Origin of the sequence: Rheinheimera sp. 4Y26 (assembly GCF_025245835.1) — a bacterium.
Taxonomy (GTDB): domain Bacteria; phylum Pseudomonadota; class Gammaproteobacteria; order Enterobacterales; family Alteromonadaceae; genus Pararheinheimera.
In genome coordinates this window covers 21,068-37,267 of the sequence record NZ_JAOBWS010000010.1, presented here as the reverse complement: position 1 = coordinate 37,267, position 16,200 = coordinate 21,068, and the positions used below count along the sequence as shown (strand labels likewise).

The following is a 16,200-nucleotide window of genomic DNA, read 5'->3' as shown; positions in this document are numbered from 1 at the left end:
TGGGAGATGACAGCCCCTGCTGTTCAGAAGGATTTGTACCATGAGCAATAGCAATCAGGCCGAATGGCTGTTACTGCAACAAAGTTATGATCAGATGGAAAAACAGGCACTGTGGCTCAAAGTGGTGGCTATGGTGCTGTGGCTTTATCTGGTGCAAAACCAGAGTGGTTTGTTGCTGCAACTTGGTGTGGTGCTGTTGTTCTGGCTGCATGAGGCTCTGTGGAAAACCCAGCAAAGCCGCACTGAAAGCCGGCTATATGCGCTGGAACAAGCGACGCAACAAGCGCAGGACATTGGTTGTTTATGGCATCACAGCTGGCAACAACAAAGAGGCGGCCTGCTGCAGTTATTGACCGGTTATCTGAAAAACAGCATCAAACCCACAGTGGCTGTCACTTATGTTATTTTGCTGGGCGCCAGCCTGGTGCGACACTTTAACTAAGCGCCAAACCTGCTAAACGCAAAAGCTTTAAAGCGTAAAAACCCCAAGCCACAAATAACTCAGGCAGCACTAGCTGCCTTTTTTATCAGCACAACTTTAAACAGCAGCCAGGCAAGCTCAGGGGGCTGGAGCGATGTCGCCGGTTTTGCTGCTTCATTTTTACCACTGGTTTTGTCGCGCTGGTTTTATTTGGCAGCCTTTGCCAGGCTGGTGTTGAAATATGTTGGCGCGCTCTTTTTCCATCCAAATTTTTTATCTGTATTGCCAATAGCCTGAACACCGCATTATTGCTGCATTATTGCCCTGCTGCCTCGTTACTGCGCTGTTGTTGCTGCCTTGTTTTTCGGCTTGCTCCGGCAACGTCCCCAATTTGGTTAGTTTCAAAAGCATAAAAAAAATTCAATGCTTATGCTTAAATATACTTATTGATTATATTGTATACAGTATCCTGTATTACTAATATGTGACAGCCTTATGGCAAATATATAAATAATAACCATAGACTCAGCAGGAACTTCGTATGAACACAACAGTAACCCAAAGCGCCTGGCAAAACAGCACCAAACCGGCGCTGCTCGCCGCCGCCATCAGTCTGGCATTATGTAGCCCGGCACTTTTAGCTCATTCAGCCCAGCTCCCGGAGCTGCAACCGGCACCGGCGCAGCCACAGTCGCAACCAACACAAATGTCACAACAAAGCCAGTGGGTGCCTAAACATGCTCAGGATCGCACTGTGATCAACGCCCCTGTCGAAGCCTTACCTGAGCATTTGTCAGAAAAAATCACCGACGAAGACAGTTATTTCCGCGCACACAGTAAAGCGCAACAACTGGCGGCCGACGAAGCACAAAGCGCTGATGTTTGCGCCACTGCGTTATCCGGTTATGGCAGCAAAACCGGTCAAGCTTTGGTTGACCATATTCTGAATAATCCCAACCATTGTATTAATGGTTTATTTAATGGTGAGCCTAATTCCATCAGTGCTTTTAGCGCCACAAATATGGCTTTTGTTGCCAATGCCACTGCGAGCCTTGCCAGCAGTTACAACGCCAGCGGCACTGAAGTCAGTATCGGTAAACTGTATTATTTCCTGCGTGCCGGTTATTTTGTGCAGTATTACCACAGCAACAAAATTCCGGCTTATCCACAAAGTGTCACCACCGCCATTCGTGCGTCGCTGGATAATCTGGTAAATAACCCGGTGTTTTATCAAAACTCGGCAGTGAACGGCATGAATATTCAGGACGCGCTGACGCTGATGGACAGCGCCGGAGAAAATCTGCGTTATCTGCCGGTGGTAAAAGAATGGCTGCAGCGTTGGAACAGCAGTTATGCCAGCGAATGGTATATGCGCGGTGCGGTGAACCAGATTTTTGTCATTTTATTCCGCGGCCACCAAAATGCTGATTTTGCTCAGGCAGTGGTTAACGACACAGTGCTGATTAACCGTTTGGGTAATTTTGCCCGCCAAAGCTGGATGATTGGCACTGATGCGTCATTTTTGCAGGAAAACGCCGCTGCCGAACTGGCGCGTTTTTTACAATATCCAAACGCCGCTATTGCCGCTGACGTAAAAACCCATGTCGGCGCCATTTTGAGCCAATACAGCATGAATGGCACAGGCTCTGCCGTCTGGCTGCGGGTTGCTTCTTCCGTGGATTATTACGGCAAGTGTGCCGAATACAATATCTGTGGTTTCCAGGCTCAGCTGGAACAACAAGTGTTGAGTAAACAACACTCATGCAGCAGCTCGCTTAAATTCCGCGCTCAGGATATGACCAGCACAGAATTTAACGATTCCTGTACCGCATTAAATGCCCAGGAAAGTTACTTCCACACTTTCCTGCGCACCCAAAACCGCCCTGTACCTGATGATCTGAACAGCAATCTGGAAATGGTGGTGTTTGATTCCAGCTCAGACTATGGACAGTACGCCGGTTTATTTTTTGGCATCGACACCAATAACGGCGGTATGTATCTCGAAGGCAATCCGGCACAACAGGGTAATCAGGCCAGGTTTATTGCTTATGAAGCCGAATGGCTCAGGCCAGAATTCCATATCTGGAACCTGACGCACGAAATGGTGCACTACCTCGACGGCCGTTTTAACCTCAAAGGTGATTTTGCGGCCTCTAAAGTCGACACTCATAAAACTGTATGGTGGACTGAAGGTCTGGCCGAATATGTGTCAAAGAAAAACCGCAATGACGCCGCCATCAATCTGGCGCGCAGCCGCCAGTTTGCCCTCAGTGAAATTCTGGCCAACACCTACAGCAGCGGTCAGGACAGAGTGTATCGCTGGGGTTATCTGGCAGTACGTTTTATGTTTGAAACCCAGGGTGCAACAGTCACCAATCTTCTTACGCATTTTCGCAGCGGTGACTACGACGCCTATTTAGCAGCAGTCAATGCAATTGGCACCAGCCTGGACACGCAGTGGTACAACTGGCTGAACACAGTGCAGAGTAACGACACCATACCGCAGGTGACCATAGGCCAGACCGGCGGTGACAATGCGGCTTTACAAAGTGGCGTGGCCAAAACCGGTTTAGCCGGAGTCAAAGACAGCTGGTTGCATCATTATATTGAAGTACCGGCCAATCAGGCCAAACTGGAAGTGGTGCAAGCTGGCGGCAGCGGTGATGCCGATTTATATCTGCAACATGCAGCACAACCTACCTTACAAAGTTATCAGTGCCGGCCATATATTGGCGGCAATGCTGAAAGCTGCACCATCAACAATCCGGCCGCCGGCCGCTGGTATGTGTCGAGTTTTGGTTATACCAGCTTTAACAATGTCAGTGTGACAGCCACCCTGACGGCACGGCCACCACAGCCGGACGCCTGTGCCACCCAATCGCCGGTGGATTACATCGCGCTGCAGGCCGGCCAGATGTATTGTGTGGTGGCGGGCAGCAGTAATTACACTTACTTCTATTATTACAATGCCACAGCCAATGCCAGATTAAAGCTGAACCTGTATGGTCCGGTGGAAGGTAATGCTGATTTATATTTCAGCACCAGCAACTGGCCAACCAGCGACAGTTATCAACAAAGCTCAATTAATGCCGACAGCACAGAGCAGATCGTCACCAACCCGCTGCCGGTCGGTTGGAGTTATATTGCGGTCAAAGGCAATCCAAGCCGCGGCCAAACCACGTTGGTGGTAACAGCACAATAACAATGAAGATCAATTCACCACAAAGTGAATAAACACAAAGGCCGGTGCAAGACCGGCCTTTATTTTTGCTAAGCAATAACAGCAAGCTTCAGTTAAACAGAGGGCGTATCAGCAGGCGTTTTCACCCGGGTGACCAGCAGCTGGTCAATTTTATAACTGTCGATATCCACCACTTCAAACTTATAACCCTGATGCAGCACAAAGTCGGTCCGTTTTGGAATTTTGCGCAGCATGTACATCATAAAACCGGCAATGGTTTCGTAATTTTCCTGATCCGGGAAGTGATCAATAGCCAGCACCCGCATCACATCATCCAGCGGTGTTAAACCTTCCACCAGCCAGGACTCGTCATCGCGTTTTACAATCTGCTCTTCTTCAGAATTCACCAGCTCGCCCATCACAATGCTCATCACATCGTTCAGGGTGATCATGCCAACGACCAGTGCGTATTCGTTTAAAATCACCGCAAAATCCACCCCGCTGGATTTAAAATGCGCCAGCACTTCATACAAAGACAAAGTATCGGGAATGATCAGCGGGGTACGCAGCACCCCTTCGCGGGTTAACGAAATAGACTGTTCATGCAGCACCTGCATCAGAATATCGCGGGTGTCGACATAACCCACCACTCTGTCGAGCGCTTCATCACAAACAATAAACTTGGCATGCGGATGTTCAGCAATTTTGGCTTTGATGCTGTCGGTCGATTCTTTTAATAAAAAATAAATCAGGCTCTCGCGTGGTGTCATGGCCGAGGTGACAGTGCGCTGGTCCATATCAAAGACGTTTTCCAGCAAAGTATGCTCCTGCTGGCGCAGCACGCCGGCTTCAGCCCCTTCGTCCATCATCGAAATAATATCTTCAGGCGTGATTTGATCTTTGCGTGCGATTGGCACATTAAAAAGTTTAAACACACCATTGGCCACACCGTTAAACAGCAGCACCAGCGGTTTTAAAATCACCAACAGCCATAAAATCGGCCGCACCACTGTAATAGCCACCTGCTCAGGCGCTAACATCGCCAGCCGTTTGGGCATTAAATCGGCAAATAAAATAAACAGCGCCGTGACAAAAAACACCGATAAACCAAAACCTAAAGACTGCAGCGCCGGGCCCTGGTACACCAGCTGCAACAACTCAACAAAAGTCGGAGTAAATGCGGCTTCACCTAAAATACCGCCCAGAATAGCCACGGCATTGAGGCCAATCTGAATAATGGTAAAAAAGTTGCCCGGATGTTCCTGCAAATCCAGCACCAGCTTGGCGCGGGGTTCACCTTCAGACAGCAGCTGGCGCAACCGTAATTTGCGCGCCGCCGCCAGCGCTATTTCCGACATGGAAAAAAACGCACTGACACTAATCAACAATAAAATGATAAACAAATGTTCAAACAAAGACATGGATCTACTCACCAGGCTGGAGCCAGCTTGCCTTGTTGCATTCTGCGCCCATTAGTTGAAATAAATATGACAACGCTGAACAGTATAGGCGGTTAGCTGTTTTATTTCAGCTGCTTAGCAAAAGATGTCGCGGCGCCCGCCTGCCAGAGCAAAACGGGCGCGGATGGAAGTTTTAGCTTTTTAAGTGCTCAGCAAGAAATTTTTGTACAGCGCGAAAATAAATCTCCTGGTTTTGCGGTGCATAAAAACCATGAGCTTCGTCGTTAAACTCCAGCCACTGGTAACTTTTACCCGCTTTATCCAACGCATTTTTCAAACGCTCTGCATGTTCCACAGGGGCTCTTTTGTCTTTTTTGCCATGAGCAATCAATAAACTGGCTTTGAGTTTATTCACCTGATACAGAGGTGAAAAAGCCTTTAACTGCGCTTCGTCTGTGCCAATCACATCATGTAAATAAGCATCACCAAAACTAAGCTCCGGCAAATCACCCTTTTGCGCCAGCAGGCTCAAATCGTAAACGCCGGCTACAGCAACACCACACCGATATAAATCAGGTGCCAAAGTAGCAGCCTGTACCGTGGAATAACCGCCAAAAGAGGTACCCATAATACAAATATTGCCGGCTTTAGCATGACCTTGAGCTATGGCCCATTCAGTACCGGCAATAATGTCCCGCTGAATGGCATCCCCCCACTGCCGGTAACCTTTTTGCTGAAAGGTGGCGCCATATCCACCAGAACCACGGAAATTAACCTGCAACACGTTATAACCGGACATGGCCAGCAACTGCACCTCTGGGTCAAACCCCCAATAGTCCCGCACGTCATGAGGCCCACCATGTACCAGCACTACTGTTGGTTTTTCGGCAGATGCCACCGGGCTTTTTGTCAGATAACCATGCACTTCCAGGCCATCAAAAGAAGAGAACTTCACAGGTTCAGTACTGGCCAGTTTCAGTTGATTTAACTCGGGTTTTGTATCGGCAAGTTTGGCGACAGTACCCTTTTCATGGTCGTATAAATAGAATCTGGGAGCTGTCACATCAGAACTTGCCACCAACACCCATTTTTTGTCGTCATCGGTTTTACTGGTGATTTTCAGATTTTCGCCGGGGAAACTCTGCAATAAATCTTTAAATACCCGTGCTTCCTGATGATCTTCGGTTAAAAGTGCAAAAGATGGACGACCATCATACAGTTGCATCCCATACACAGCATGACCATCCGTGGTGGTGGTCACACCGGATACATCAACCTTTTTGTCGGTAAATACTTCGGTATAACTGCCGTCGGCAAAGCGGTATTCAAAAATACCAATCAAATCCTGCTGATAGTTGTCAGCAACATACAACCCCTGATTGTCGGCCGTTACCGCTATCGGATAAAAATGCGAGCCAAAAGCCCGTTGCGGCAACTGATGCCAGTCACTACTGTCTTGTGCCTTGATATAAACTTCACGTTGATTCTGCGCATTTGTGCCCACTGCAACTCTGGGGCGCCCGGATGGATCAGTCACTATCCTGGCATAAGACACCGGCGCTTTGCCCACCCCTTTGGTTTTACCGTTATACACATCCAGCTGCATAATGCTGGCAAGCCTGTCGCCACCGCTACTCATAGGCGTAGCGCTGATCACAATACGGTTTTTGTCATTGGCCCTGGTGTTTACAAACTCAGCCCAGGCCTGCATGCTTTGTTTCTTTTTGATATTGGAGCCTAAACTCTGCTCACCGGCCCGGTAACCAAACAACAACATCGCTTTTGAACCGTCATAATTTACTGCAAGCAACTCACCAAAATATTGTGGATTTTTCAACCAGGGTGAGGATTCCACCAACTTAATCACCACACGCTCATCCGACACCCAGCGGTAATCACCCACTTCCTGCATATTGCCGGCTTTGGCACTACCGACAGCTTTCATCGTTTTGGCATCAAAAAATATCAGCGACCTTTTACCCTCACTGTAAACAACTGCCGCCAGATGTTGACCATCAGGTGATATTTTAAAATCATCAAAAGTAGCTTGTTTGGCAAATAAAGCCGGCAGATCGGTTTGGGCTTTTAATTGTGCCGCAGGCAATAACAGGCAACATAAAACAAAACTGAGGGTATATTTCATTCGCTTTCCTTGTCTCTGAGTCCATAGTGGAAGGCATCAAAGTAACAAAAAAAGCATAAAAAACAACAGCATTTATCCTAATGCTGCTAAAAAGCTGCATTTCTTCGCATTATTGCCGTAAAAACAAATCTCTCGCTTGTTGATAGACCCAAAGTGCCAGTGCCGGGTCGTATCTTTCACCTTCATCGCGCATAAAGGCATGCGCTGCGTTCACTTCAAACCAGCTGAAATGAACCTGTTTTGCGCTCAGCGTCTGATAAATTTTGGCCCGGCCTTCGGCGGGAATATGCGGGTCTTGTTTGCCCCAAATCAGCATCAGCTCAGCTTTAATTTCACCGGCGCGCTCTAAAGTCTGGTCGCCCACCAAAGCGGGCAAAGTGTCGGAATGTAAGTCGGTGGCATATAAACAGCAGGCCGCGCTGATGGCTGGATTGAGCGCCGCCCGAAACGCCAGATGACCGCCAATACACACGCCATAACTCATCACCTTGCCGTTAAAAGTGCGCAAGCTGCGCAAATAATCCAGCATGGCCACCACGTCGCTGTCATGCGCCGGCAAAGGTTTTTGCCATTTATCCTGATTGCCTTTGTTTTTGCCAGCCTCGTCATAAGGCAGCACTGTGCCCTGAGGATTGAGCTCATGAAAAATTTCCGGCACCAGCACCAGAAAACCAAGGCCAGCGAGCAGCGTAGCAGCACGGGTAATAGGGCCTGTGATCTGGAAAATTTCCGAATAAAACAAAATAGCCGGGTAGCTTTGAACAGCGGCTTCTTCGTCATGCGGCGGTTTTTGCTCAGATAAAAAAGGCTGCGACGGTTGGAACAACCGGCACAACATAGGTCCTGTGGCTGTGGGTAAAATCTGTTGTGTTTGCTGAACTTGCATCAGTGCACCGGATGGCTATATGGCTGGAAATGACCTTATCTTAGCAAAAAGCGAAATAAAACAGCCAGTCGGATTTGTCGCTGGCTTTTGTGGCTCGCATTTGTGACTCGCTTTTGTTGCTGGCTTTTGTTTGTGTTTAAGCTGCTGTCACTGAGCTGCAGGCCCAGGCGCAGGCGCAGGCGCTGCCATTTTTTGTGGCAAGCGGATTTGCACCAATAACCCCTCGTCGACATTTTTCAGCAGCAGCTGGCCACCATGGGCTTCGACAATGTCGCGGCATAAAGTCAGGCCAATACCCGAGCCCTGCTGCTTGGTGGTAAAAAATGGCAATAACGCATGTTCCAGTAACGCAGGGCTGATGCCACCGCCATTATCCTTCAACGATATCTGCAGAAATTGTGGCTGCTCACTGAATTCCAGTTCAATTTTTATCGCATCGGCACCTGCTTCGTGGGCATTTTTCAGCAGGTTTAACAAAAGCTGCATCAGCTGGGACTGATCCAGCCACCAGCAACCGGTCGGCAACTCCCCCACCAGCTCAAACTCATAATGATCATGTAACTGATTAATCAGCCTGGGCCAGTTCACTTCAGCCAGACTTGGCGGCGGCAATTTGGCAAACTGAATATAAGCTTGTAAAAATTGGTTCAGGTGATGGCAACGTTCGCTGATGGTTTGCAAAATTTGTTTGAGTTCAGGCTGTGCCGCCAGTTGCTGCGCCGAATAAGCCAAAGACGACAAAGGCGCCAGGCTGTTATTGAGCTCATGACCAATCACCCGCAGTAATTTTTTCCAGGCGCTGAGCTCCTCGCGCTGAATTTCCTGAGTCATAGGTTTAAAAATATACAGCTGATGGCGGCGCTGATTCAGCAAAAACTGACTGGCCGACAAATGCCAGATGGCCGCTGGTTCGCCAAGATGAATTAAACCCGGTTGCTGGCTGGCCAAAAACGCCGGCAACGCACTGGCCAGCTGCGGTAAATGCTGCAGTACTTCATTTAATAACAACCCCTCAAAGCGCCGGCCCTGACTGAGCAATTGCCGCGCTGCCGGGTTACTCAACAGCACTCTGCCCTGCTCGTCTGTCAATAAAATAGCGCTTGGACTACTTTGTAATACGGTATCGAGCAGCAGTTCACGCTGGTATAAACCAGCACGCTGCTGACGAAGCTCAGCCGCCATGCTGTCTAAAGTGAGCGCCAACGGCATCAGCTCAGACAACACCGCTTTATTGGCGCTGCACTGATAAGCCTGATCCTGCAAATTACCGGCATACAGATTGAGCGCCGACAGCTCCAGCGCCAGGCTCTGCAGGCTTCGCACCAGCAGCAGCAAAAACAGCAGCAATAATACGGCCACCATCGCCAATAACAGCGGTGATGGCGCCAGCCAACTGATCAGCAACAATAAAGCAGCGGCAAAAAACACAAAACTGCCGCCGATTTTTTGCGACAAACTAAGGCGTGGCAATGCCATAAAACTCCATGCGCCGGTATAAAGCCTGGCGGCTGATCCCCAGCTGCTTGGCTGCTCTGGCAATGACACCACCGGCATCTTGCAGCGCCTGCTCTATTTGCTGCTGCTCAAAATCATCCAGCGCCCTTTTACCGGACGTCTCTTCCTGTGGCAAAGCTAAATCGGCCGGCTGAATTTGTGCTTCGGGTGCTAACAATAACGCCCGCTGACAGATATTTTGCAGCTCACGTACATTGCCAGGCCAGTTGTATGCAAGCAGCGCCTGTTCAGCCTCTTTACTTAGTGTTTTTTCACCACGCAAAAACAGCCGCGCCAAAGGCAGAATATCATCACGCCGGTTTTTTAGTTCCTGCAGATGCAGCTCAACTACATTCAGCCGGTAATACAAATCCTGGCGAAAAGCACCACTGCTAATCGCCTTGGTTAAATCTGCATTGGTTGCGCTTAAAACGCGCACATCCACTTTGCGTGTGACACTGGAACCTAAGCGTTCAAACTCACCGGTTTGTAATACTCTCAGCAGTTTCATCTGGCCTGATAACGACAGATTGCCAATTTCATCGAGGAAAATAGTACCGCCATCAGCTGCTTCAAAGCGGCCAAGGCGGGTTTTCGTCAGGCCGCTGTAAGCGCCGGCCTCGGCACCAAATAGCTCAGCTTCCATTAAATCTGCCGGCAAAGCGCCCATATTCACTTTCACCAGCGCTTTGTGTTTGCGTGGTGAATTGGCATGCAGCACCTGGGCTATGCCCTCTTTGCCGGTGCCGTTTTCGCCGGTGATAAGCACAGCGGCATTGGACGGTGCCAGTTGCAGTGCCATCTGCAGCAGCTGCTCCATGGCGCTGCTGGCAAATACCAAACCACATAAATCTTTGCCGGCAAAGGCACTTAAGCGCGCCTGCTGCTTTTGCGCCAGCCGCTGCTGAGACTGCTGCAACTGACTCAGCTGCAATGCTTTGGCCACAGTGGTGAGTAACCGCTCATCATCCCAGGGTTTGGCGATATAGTCGCAGGCACCGGCTTTAACCAGCTCCACCACCATGTCAATCGATGTCCAGGCCGTCATCAGAATAATGGCGGTGTCAGGCAGCAGCGCACGCAGCTGATAAAACAGCGCCTTGCCCTGGCTACCTGTCATTTCGCCTTTGGCAAAATTCATATCCTGTAAAATTAAATCCACCTGCGCATTGGCAAGATAAGCCAGCGCCTGCTGCTCAGACGCCACACTGTGCGCCTGATAACCCTGCAACATAAACAGGGTTTTTAAGGCGGTACATACAGCGTCGTTGTCATCAATAATCAGAATATTTGCCATATTTTATAAAGTCTTAGTAGCTGTAGCCGGCGATACCGAAGTAGCAATACGGGCAGGATACCATGTGGCCGCGCTAACACAAATCAGCAGCACCAGCGTTGCCAGCAGCGGTAACCACCAGCTGATGGCCGGAATACTGACCACAGCCGACAAGCCCTGATTCAGCGCCAGCGCCGCCACAGCGCCAAGCATGGCACCTGCTACAGTATTGAGCCAGTTCTCGCAGAACAACTCCATAAAAATCATATTTTTACTGGCACCCAAAGCTCTTTTAATGCCAATTTCCTGCTGCCGTTTCAGTGCATGAAAGTGGGCATTGCTGTAGCTGGACACCATAGTTACCAGCAACATCAGTACACTGAGTAGCCCCAGCAGCACTGCCAGGCCAAACTCGTTACGATACAACCTGTTGTGCTCTTCGTTAAAACTGCGCAGATATAAAATTTCAATATTGCTGTCGACCTGCTGCAGTACCTTCGCCAGCTGCGCCTGGACAGCATCGGCTTGACCTGGCTCAGTGCGTACCAGCAGGTTATAACCCCAGTCCACCGAATACAGCGGCGCCACCTGGATGCGATTATAGTTACTGTTCACGCCATTACGCTGGCCATAAAAGTCGTCAACCACAGCTGCTACAGTACCGGCATTGGTTTGCCGACCCACAGCTGAACCATTTGGAAATAACTTTTGCGCCAGGCTTTGGGTGAGCACCAGAGGGCTGATATCTTCACCGTCTTTAAGTAGCGGCGCCTGTGGCAACTCACCTTCCAGTACTTTAATTTGCAGCACGTCAAAAAAGTCTTTTGACACCTGATACACAGGCACATTGTTGATATTGCTGCGCTCCTGATTGTCAGGGTCATACAAATTGCCGTTGGTTCCCCCACGCTGCAATGGTGGCTGATTGCTGTAGGCAACGGCAACCACACCTGGTAGTGCACGTACTGCCGCCATCTGCCGCTCCAGTAAATCAGCAAGTGCGGGATATTGGCGCAGCGCCGGTGTGGTAGGTTTAAGCTCCACCGTCAGGCTATTGGTTAAATCCAGGCCGGTATCTTCGTGCAGTTTTTGCCAGGTTTGGCCGGCCAGCACGATGCTGTTTAAAAGCAGCGCCAGTGTCATCGCCAGTTGTACCAGCAGCAGCCCAGTCACCACTTTGCGTCTTAATAATGATTGCAGTAATAAATGAAGCGACATAACGATTATTCCTTTAATTGCTGGTTCAGCGCACCAAATGAAGCGCGCAGTGCGGGGTATAAAGTCACCAGATAACTGGCAGCAAAGGTCAGCGCCAATAAAAACAACATTAGCGTTAAATCCCAGCGGGCAAATAAGGCATTGATCGGCCAAAGATAATTCATAAGCGCAGTGCCACCAAAACCAATCAGCAAGGCGCCACTGATGGCAAAAACCGTCATCAACAGTACATCGGCCAGCATTTGTTGTTGCAGCTGCCAGCGACTGGCGCCCAGCGCGCGGCGCAAACTAAATTCGTATTGGTTGCTTAAATAACGGTTTAATGACAAATGGCTGGCATTAAACAAGCACACCACCAAAAACAATAAAGTCACCAGCGCAAAAGCTTTAATATCACCGGACTCGCCACCAAAATAAGCCACTATGTTGCGCATCGCCGGCAGCTGGTTATTGACCGGGCTTGGGTGCCGGCCGGCTTTTTTCTCATCCTCCGCCAGATTGGCCATAAACTGCTGGTAAGCCTGCTGCTGCGCTTCGGTATCCAGCTGCACCCAATATTGCAGCTGATGCAAAGCTTTGCTGCGTCCGTCGCTGGCAAGTTTCCGATAATCGGCGTCGTCAAAAGTTTGCGACTGGGTGTTGGATAAATAATTCAGGTCATAACCTGTTTCGAGCGGAATATACACATCTTCGACCTCATTCACATGATTACCGTTATTGGCGTCATAAAGCCGCGGCAACATTTGCCAGTCATCCAGCACCGCCACCACAGCAAAACTGCGATCATCCAACAGCAGTTGTTTACCTACGACATCAGTGCTGCCAAACATTTTTTCGGCCATGGCTTTACTCAGCACAATTTCCTGCCGGTTTTTGCTATCTGGCCAAATAGCGCCATGCAAAAGCGGCACCTCCAGCATGTGGAAAAAATCCGGTTCCGTCAGACGCACCTTCACCGGTGTGGGCAGCGCTGTGCTATCCAGCCGTAAATAACCGTCTGAGCTGTACATGGCCGCTTCTGCCGTTGGAATATCAGAGCTTTTTAGTTTTTGCACATTGGCATAACTCAGCACTGAAGGTGGTTTGCAGTCGGCGCACTCATAGGGCACCAGCATCATCATCGGGAAAAACAACTTGTCGCTTTTATGCGGCAAAGGATCCGAATTCAGCTGGTAATAGAAAGTGGCATTGGCAAAAAACACCCCAAGCCCCAGGCTTAAAATAAACACCGTCAGCGCATAAGGCAGCGGCGCTCTTTTAATGCTGACCCAGCTCACTTTTAAATAATAAAAAAACTGTTCCATCTGGGCGCTCCTTAAGCCAGCTTCGCCGCAAGTGGGTCGTACATAGCGGCATCGCTGAGCTGTCCATCGACAATCTGCACCTGACGGCTGGCACGGCGCGCCTGATCCGGGTCGTGCGTTACCATCAGAATGGTGCAGCCCTGGCGGTTAATTTGCTCCAAAAGCTCCATCACCTGCCGTGCCATCAAAGAATCCAGGTTCCCTGTGGGTTCATCCGCCAGCAGAATCCGCGGCTGACCGGCAATAGCACGGGCAATGGCCACCCGCTGCTGCTGACCACCGGACAACTGGCTTGGGTGATAATCTTTGCGCGCTGCCAGCCCCACCAGCTCCAGCGCCTCTAAAGCGCGGCGTTTACGATCGCTAGCACTGATGCCGCGATAGCGCAGCGGCAGTTCGATGTTATCGAGCAGGCTGTAGTCTTTAATCAGGTTAAAGCCTTGAAAAATAAAACCAATTTTTTCATTTCTCAGTGCAGACAACTGCCGGTCTGATAAACCCCGCACCGACTGACCGTCCAGCAAATAATCACCTTCGTCAAAATGCTCTAAAGTGCCAAGCACATTGAGCAATGTCGATTTACCCGAGCCGGACGGCCCGGTTAAAGCAACAAACTCCCCTTCACTGACCTGCAATTCAATCTGGCGCAGGGCGTGGGTTTCAATCAGCTCGGTGCGAAACACTTTGCTTAAATTTTTCAGTTGAATCATTGATGTATTCCTTTTAAATCAGGGCATGGCCCTTGGTTCTGCACCCTGCACTGCGCTGTTGCAAAGCGCTTTGGCAAAGCACTGCTGTTTGTTTTGTTGTGACAAGCCGTGACGGACTCAGTCAGGGCATTAATTCAGCCGCACCCGCGCCGCATCTTTAAATTCGCTGGTATTGGAAATCACCAGCTGATCACCTTCTTTGGCACCGGATAAAATTTCTACCCACTGCACCGACAAAGCGCCGAGTTCTACCGGCGTTTTCACCGCCACATTGTCCTGCAGCAGATAAGCCTGACGGCCGCCGCCGGACGCAATAAAATCACCACGCGCCACTTTCAGTACATTGCTGCGCTGTTCAAACACAATACGGGCGGACAAACGCTGGTTCTGCCTTAAACTGGCAGCGTCCTGGCTGTTAAAACGCACCCTGGCCCGAACATTGCCATCCACCACTTCCGGGGCGACGTGACTGAGCTCACCCTGAAGCTGCTGGCCATTGACGCTGACATCCACCAACTGGCCGGGTGTCAGGTCACCGGCATAGTTTTCCGCCACACTGAGCTCAGCTTCATACCGGCTTAAATCAATCACTGTCAGTAAACCCTGACCTTCCAGCACATGGTTTTGCTGCTCCACCAGCCAGCTGCCCACCTGTCCTGTCACCGGCGCTTTAATTTGCAGCGCTTCAAGCTTGCGGCTAAGTTCTGCCACCACCAGCTGCTGGCGCTCCAGCGCCTGGGCACCGGATTTCTGTTCAAAAGTGAGTTTGTCTGCTGCCAGCGCCACTTTGCGTTTGGCGTGGCTGAACTCCAGTTCGGCCTGACTGAGTTTGTCGTTGGCCATATCTAAATCAATCTGGCGCAACACGCCCAACTCCAGCGACTGTTTGGCACGTGCCAGCTCACGTTTGGCGGCCAGTAAATTCACCTGGGCGCTGTTCTGAATTTGTTCCATATCCAGCTGCTGCTCACGTGCCTGCAGCGCGGAGCGCTCCACTTCAGACTGCATGCTGGACAACAGCGCCTGCTGCTGTTTTAAGTCGTTTTCCAGGCTTGGGCTTTCAATCACCGCCAGCAGATCGCCAATGGTGACAGGCTCACCCGGTTGTTTTAATAACCGGATTTGCCCCGCCTGCTGGCTGAATAAAGTGGGCGCATTGGCGGCCACTACTTTGCCCTGCACCGCTAAATCTCTGACAAAATCGCCGCGGCTGACAGTGCCAAGCTGCACTGTGGCTCTTGGCATCACTAAACTGGCCTGCGCCTTGTTAAACATCAGCTGATAACTGCCCCACAGCATCAGGCTGATAGCGGTAAAAGCCAGCACAGCTTTGCCTGCGCTGCCCAAACGACTGCCTGTATTGCGTTTTAGCTGAATGTCCTGATTTTCGGTGCCCTGGATCATGGTTATTCCTTGTGCTTTCAAAGCTGTGTAACTGAACTGCCCTCTCTATCGCAGGAGGTATAGCAGGAGCCGTGCCAGGTAAAAATAAATTACAAGTCCATGTTTTTATTTATTTTTATTGATAAAAAGCAACTTAAGCTGAGTGTCCGCGGACAGAAAAACTGTCCGCCGGCAAGGCGCGGACAGCCACAATAATTCCCTTAGTAACAACCTTGTTGTCCAGACAGTTGGGTCATAAGGCAAGCAAGACCTCAGGGCAACAACGTTTTGAAAAGACCAAAGTGCCGGCTAACGAGGTTAAGAGACTGGCAAGCCGGTTAAAATGGCTCTAAGCTCGGCCATTGGTTCACCACTGCCCCGGAGTTTTTGATGCATTATTTATTAAGTTACCAACTGGCCGATGATTACCTGGTACGGCGTGCTGAATTTCGTAGCAGTCATCTGGCTTTGGCCTGGCATGCTGTTGAACAGGGCGAGCTGATTTTAGGCGGTGCTGTCGGCCAGCCGGTGGAAAGTGCGTTGTTGTTATTTAATGTCGACGATATTGCCAAAGTGGAAGCTTTTGCCAAAGCCGATCCTTATGTTATACAAGGGCTTGTCACAAGTTATCGCATTTTGCCCTGGCATACGGTAGCCGGTGAAAGTGCAGCAACGCCAGTCCGCTAAAGCATTACCAGAGCGCGTTGTGATCAAGGTTCGCTTGCACTCATGCTGCCGGCCACAGCAGGCCAATTAAACAATGGTGCCTTATATTCTGCGGCCT

The 16,200-nt window shown here is 50.0% G+C and carries 12 protein-coding genes; 3 read left to right on the top strand and 9 right to left on the bottom strand.

Annotated elements, in window-relative coordinates; genetic code table 11:
* The first annotated feature begins 40 nt into the window (after nt 1–40).
* Nucleotides 41–442: a hypothetical protein gene (locus tag N3Z11_RS13100; protein WP_260657640.1), complete on the top strand. Its 402-nt coding sequence runs from the start codon at nt 41–43 to the stop codon at nt 440–442.
* A 520-nt stretch (nt 443–962) separates the two neighbouring features.
* The gene (locus tag N3Z11_RS13095) at nt 963–3,623 is read left to right on the top strand and encodes a M9 family metallopeptidase (protein ID WP_260657639.1); all 2,661 of its coding nucleotides are present in this window, start codon (nt 963–965) and stop codon (nt 3,621–3,623) included.
* Nucleotides 3,624–3,715: 92 nt separating this feature from the next.
* Here N3Z11_RS13095 and N3Z11_RS13090 read toward each other — a convergent pair whose 3' ends face one another.
* The 9 genes from N3Z11_RS13090 to N3Z11_RS13050 form a co-directional block, all read right to left on the bottom strand.
* Nucleotides 3,716–5,023: a hemolysin family protein gene (locus N3Z11_RS13090; RefSeq protein ID WP_260657638.1), complete on the bottom strand. Its 1,308-nt coding sequence runs from the start codon at nt 5,021–5,023 to the stop codon at nt 3,716–3,718.
* A gap of 172 nt (nt 5,024–5,195) precedes the next feature.
* On the bottom strand, nt 5,196–7,145 hold the full coding sequence (locus N3Z11_RS13085; protein WP_260657637.1) for an alpha/beta hydrolase family protein: 1,950 nt from the start codon (nt 7,143–7,145) through the stop codon (nt 5,196–5,198).
* Between the two features lie 109 nt (nt 7,146–7,254).
* Nucleotides 7,255–8,031 (bottom strand): dienelactone hydrolase family protein, encoded by a 777-nt coding sequence (locus N3Z11_RS13080; protein ID WP_260657636.1) that lies wholly within the window; start codon nt 8,029–8,031, stop codon nt 7,255–7,257.
* Between the two features lie 147 nt (nt 8,032–8,178).
* A complete protein-coding gene (locus N3Z11_RS13075) occupies nt 8,179–9,507 on the bottom strand; it encodes a sensor histidine kinase (RefSeq protein WP_260657635.1) in 1,329 nt (442 codons plus the stop codon).
* Nucleotides 9,488–10,822 (bottom strand): sigma-54-dependent transcriptional regulator, encoded by a 1,335-nt coding sequence (locus N3Z11_RS13070; RefSeq protein ID WP_260657634.1) that lies wholly within the window; start codon nt 10,820–10,822, stop codon nt 9,488–9,490. The genes N3Z11_RS13075 and N3Z11_RS13070 overlap by 20 nt, the downstream gene beginning before the upstream one ends.
* A 3-nt stretch (nt 10,823–10,825) precedes the next feature.
* Nucleotides 10,826–12,019 carry an FtsX-like permease family protein gene (locus N3Z11_RS13065; protein ID WP_260657633.1) on the bottom strand — a complete coding sequence of 398 codons (1,194 nt, stop codon included), beginning with the start codon at nt 12,017–12,019 and terminating at the stop codon, nt 10,826–10,828.
* Between the two features lie 5 nt (nt 12,020–12,024).
* Entirely contained in the window at nt 12,025–13,323 is a 1,299-nt protein-coding gene (locus tag N3Z11_RS13060) for an ABC transporter permease (protein ID WP_260657632.1), read from the bottom strand.
* A gap of 11 nt (nt 13,324–13,334) precedes the next feature.
* Nucleotides 13,335–14,033 carry an ABC transporter ATP-binding protein gene (locus N3Z11_RS13055; protein ID WP_260657631.1) on the bottom strand — a complete coding sequence of 233 codons (699 nt, stop codon included), beginning with the start codon at nt 14,031–14,033 and terminating at the stop codon, nt 13,335–13,337.
* Nucleotides 14,034–14,162: 129 nt separating this feature from the next.
* A complete protein-coding gene (locus N3Z11_RS13050; RefSeq protein WP_260657630.1) occupies nt 14,163–15,437 on the bottom strand; it encodes an efflux RND transporter periplasmic adaptor subunit in 1,275 nt (424 codons plus the stop codon).
* 369 nt (nt 15,438–15,806) lie between these two features.
* On the opposite strand from N3Z11_RS13050, the gene N3Z11_RS13045 reads away from it, so the two are divergent.
* Nucleotides 15,807–16,103 (top strand): YciI-like protein, encoded by a 297-nt coding sequence (locus N3Z11_RS13045; RefSeq protein ID WP_260657629.1) that lies wholly within the window; start codon nt 15,807–15,809, stop codon nt 16,101–16,103.
* Nucleotides 16,104–16,200: the final 97 nt, after the last annotated feature.

Coding starts and splice junctions, on each gene's coding strand:
- N3Z11_RS13100 (WP_260657640.1), top strand. CDS start 41: ATGAGCAATAGCAATCAGGCCGAATGGCTGTTACTGCAACAAAGTTAT.
- N3Z11_RS13095 (WP_260657639.1), top strand. CDS start 963: ATGAACACAACAGTAACCCAAAGCGCCTGGCAAAACAGCACCAAACCG.
- N3Z11_RS13090 (WP_260657638.1), bottom strand. CDS start 5,023: ATGTCTTTGTTTGAACATTTGTTTATCATTTTATTGTTGATTAGTGTC.
- N3Z11_RS13085 (WP_260657637.1), bottom strand. CDS start 7,145: ATGAAATATACCCTCAGTTTTGTTTTATGTTGCCTGTTATTGCCTGCG.
- N3Z11_RS13080 (WP_260657636.1), bottom strand. CDS start 8,031: ATGCAAGTTCAGCAAACACAACAGATTTTACCCACAGCCACAGGACCT.
- N3Z11_RS13075 (WP_260657635.1), bottom strand. CDS start 9,507: ATGGCATTGCCACGCCTTAGTTTGTCGCAAAAAATCGGCGGCAGTTTT.
- N3Z11_RS13070 (WP_260657634.1), bottom strand. CDS start 10,822: ATGGCAAATATTCTGATTATTGATGACAACGACGCTGTATGTACCGCC.
- N3Z11_RS13065 (WP_260657633.1), bottom strand. CDS start 12,019: ATGTCGCTTCATTTATTACTGCAATCATTATTAAGACGCAAAGTGGTG.
- N3Z11_RS13060 (WP_260657632.1), bottom strand. CDS start 13,323: ATGGAACAGTTTTTTTATTATTTAAAAGTGAGCTGGGTCAGCATTAAA.
- N3Z11_RS13055 (WP_260657631.1), bottom strand. CDS start 14,033: ATGATTCAACTGAAAAATTTAAGCAAAGTGTTTCGCACCGAGCTGATT.
- N3Z11_RS13050 (WP_260657630.1), bottom strand. CDS start 15,437: ATGATCCAGGGCACCGAAAATCAGGACATTCAGCTAAAACGCAATACA.
- N3Z11_RS13045 (WP_260657629.1), top strand. CDS start 15,807: ATGCATTATTTATTAAGTTACCAACTGGCCGATGATTACCTGGTACGG.